The following is a 3,540-nucleotide window of genomic DNA, read 5'->3' on the forward strand; positions in this document are numbered from 1 at the left end:
GAGGAATAATTATGTTTGTTTATTTAATTAGGGATGGAGAAACTCCTGTATATAAAATTGGTATAACTCACAATCTTGCAAATCGGCTAAAACAATTAAATGGAAATCAATCACCCAATGAAAAACATATAGTTTTTTATATAGAAGTAATTGATGCTGAACCTATAGAAGCAATTTTACATAATAAATATAAAAAATATAACCATAGACGTGAATGGTTTCGTCTGAACAATAAGCAAGTAGAAAATGTTATACAAGATATGGATTTTATGAAAAATAATGAGCAAATTCTCTACAGTAATAATCATGAAGAGGAAGACAACGACGATGAAATGAGCGATCGCGTCCTGGAACTTTTAGCCCACATTGAAAGCCTGGATTTGGGAGTAATTGACATCTTGGAGTTAATTAATAGGCTAACAGCGATCGCAATAGAGAAACGAAACACAGAACTAGCAGAACAAGAGGAAGAACCCGACGACGATGATGAGGATGATTATTTTGTAGCTCCCAGTGACGATGAGGATGATTATTTTATACCTGCCAGTGACGATGAGGATGATTTTGTAGTCGCAGATGATTAACAACCTATCTATGGCAAAATATCCCCACCGTGGGGAATTGGAGACGGTTGGGATTATTCGACAAGGAAAGTTTTAATAATATCCATATACAATCCCTCTTGACATTCTTACTATCCTTGGTTACTATCTAATTATGAATTCTATTAATTAAGGATATCAAGGATATGTCTAGAGAACTTTTAGAAGCTGATGAACTGACTAACTCTTATATAGATGACAGAGTAGAAATTCTCCTGCCACAATTTGAAGCTTTAGCACCATATAAAATCACTCAACGTAAGAAGGGAGTAGGGGATTTAACAGGCTGGCATAAATTAGCTATTCAAGAGGCCAGATTACTTAAACTCACCTATCCAGATGATGACAAGCCAGAAGATAGTAAGGAATATGGCACGGCTTTAAGACAAATTACCGCACTGAAAAAATATTTAAAACTTGCATCTAAAACAGAATTAAAAGATGCCGCACTACTTAACCCCGTCAATACCATCATTACCAATTTCGGGAATGAACTATCAAATCAATTTGCAATCTACAAGGAAAATCAAAATACCCGTTATCGGGAAACTGTCACCGAACGCCGCAAAGTAGAAAACCGTATAGAAATTGATTTAACCAACTCCCTAAAATATGCCTACAACATCCTTACAGACGTTAAAAATGGTGAGGATAAGATTAACTGGCTTGATGTTTCTTGTGCCGTAGCTTTGGCAACTGGACGGCGTATGGCAGAAGTCCATCTATCAGCAAGCTTTGAGTTAATTGATAGCCATACCGTAGCGTTTAAGGGTCAATTGAAAGGCAAGGATAGGAAAATTCGAGTAGTTGATAAAGCTGTTAAATTACGCGATGTAACTTTTACAATCCCTACTCTACTCCCTGCTGATTTAATTATTAATGCTATTAACTGGCTTAACAGCAATGGTAAACGATTTGATAAGGATGAAGACCCCGAACGGGTAAACAGACGGTTCTCGAAAACCTTAAACCAAAAGTGTAAGGATTGGGATATTTTCCCAGCCGATGAAAGAACCTACCACAAATTTAGAGCCGCATATTTAAGAGCCGCAATTATCAATGATGGTAACGTTGACCCCTACGATTTTACAGACTTTGCTAAGGAAGTGTTAGGCGATGACGATGAAAGCACTATTAACGCCTATAAACGTTATGGAATCAAGGAAGGAACACTTACCAAAATCTAAAATAAATCCCTATACAAAACCTCTTGACATATTCAACCAAGAGAGTTAGTATAGGGATAACAAATTAAATCTACTTCCATTATGAACCACGCAGAATTTATTAAAAAGCTGAAAACTCTCACCCATGAGAAAGACATCAGAACCGTCTCTACTAAATATTTTGATGACAACCTTTCCACACTAGAGGGACGACAACTAAATGAAACTAGAAAGGCATTAAGAGCCGCGATTATAGAAGCCTTTCCCGACAAAAACAAACCTACAGACGGTTATTATTTTACTAAGTCTGGTAAGGGCAGTGTAGAGCGTTATGAGCATCTTTCTCTGTGGTATTTGTCCACGAATACTCAATTAAGATGTTTGTCATCGGAAGAACTTAGACAACACTATTCTAATTTTTGCGCTGGCTTATCTGAAGACAATGAAACTAATAAAGAAGCCATTGCTGAATACTTGCAAAAAGTAAATGAATTGGACGCGATACCTGCTACAGAGTTACGGGTAATTGGTAACAAAAAGTATGGTGTTAAAAATACCGGAAAATTAACTAAACCTGAACTGATTTATAAAATCTTACAGTCTAACCCAGCCACAAAAACTGCTAAAGAAGTTAAACCAGAAACCATTACAGAAGAAAATACCGTAACAGAAATAACTGCAAATATCCCCGCAGAAACTAAACCAGAAACCGCTACAGAATTAACTTTAGAATCTATGAAAATTGAAACTTTAAAACTGGATGCTGACACTCAACAGAAGGTACAAGATGCACTAGATTATTCTGGTATGTCGTTAGCTGATTTCATTCAAAAAGCCTGTACTATTTATGCGACTACTTTAACTGGTAAAGCTAAACAATTTGATTCTGATTTATCAGAAGTTGAGACACAAGAATTACTCAGTGCAAAATATAAAACTCATCCTGGACGTGCTAGAGAAATGGTTAAACGTGCCATACAGGCAATTAAAATACATAATTCGGAAATGGTATCAGAGACGGGGGATAGGTGGCATATTAACCAAACTGCTATCCAATCCCTAACAGGGTCAAAACCTCAGACTGTGAAGGAAATCTTAGCAGACTACCAGGATGATATTAATAGCCATAACGAAAATTACGAACTTACAGCATATCTAAACCGCAAAGCAGATAAACGGAAAATAGAAGATGTGATTGATGTTGTGGCTTTAGTTCCTAACGGAATTGAATAGATAAAATAAAGCCTCTAGTAACAGTTCTTAGAGGCTTTCTTATGGCTTATTTAAAATGGTATATCATCGGGATCACCGCTTTTGCTATTCTGCCACAAGTAGGAGAAATCAGAATTATAGTACATAAGTATCTTTGGATAAACTAACGCTATCGTAATGCTATCCCCTACTAATTTATGACCTGTTCTGATCGTGAAAGTGAATGAGATTAAATGCTCCCAGATAAGATGATATTTGTACTCGCAAAGGTTAAACAGTTGCATTTTTTTTCTACTCCTAAACACTAAAAGACTTCCCACAGGAATTGCAGGAATAACGTTGTTTATCATTGCTTTTGCCGTTCTTTTTAATGTCCAGACTACCACAATGAACACAGGCTATATTTTGCCCTTCCTTTATGGCTTTTGACTGCCAAGGGCTTGAAACTAACCATGATTTATTATTAGTCAGTTCTCCCTCAAGTGCTGGGGGAATTTCCACAAAATCATACTTCATACCGTCAACTAACAAAGCCAGTCGGTAATGATTCTTAGTGGGAA

At 36.5% G+C, this 3,540-nt stretch carries 3 protein-coding genes and 1 pseudogene; 3 read left to right on the forward strand and 1 reads right to left on the reverse strand.

The annotated features are described in order from the left end of the window. From FJR04_RS24555 to FJR04_RS25775, 3 genes are all read left to right on the forward strand, one after another. On the forward strand, positions 1-584 hold a 584-nt coding region (locus tag FJR04_RS24555), incomplete at its 5' end, for a GIY-YIG nuclease family protein (RefSeq protein ID WP_217359522.1). Positions 585-748: 164 nt separating this feature from the next. Beyond that, a complete protein-coding gene (locus FJR04_RS24560) occupies positions 749-1,789 on the forward strand; it encodes a protelomerase family protein (protein WP_168499806.1) in 1,041 nt (346 codons plus the stop codon). 81 nt (positions 1,790-1,870) lie between these two features. Next, complete coding sequence (locus FJR04_RS25775) at positions 1,871-3,001, forward strand: Rho termination factor N-terminal domain-containing protein (RefSeq protein ID WP_174763583.1); 1,131 nt, start codon at positions 1,871-1,873, stop codon at positions 2,999-3,001. 282 nt (positions 3,002-3,283) lie between these two features. On the opposite strand, the pseudogene FJR04_RS26370 reads toward FJR04_RS25775, so the two are convergent. Further along, positions 3,284-3,376 (reverse strand): annotated as a pseudogene (locus tag FJR04_RS26370) (IS1 family transposase); the annotation flags it as partial. Positions 3,377-3,540: the final 164 nt, after the last annotated feature.

It is taken from the genome of Anabaena sp. UHCC 0204, from assembly GCF_009711975.1.
Lineage (GTDB): Bacteria > Cyanobacteriota > Cyanobacteriia > Cyanobacteriales > Nostocaceae > Dolichospermum.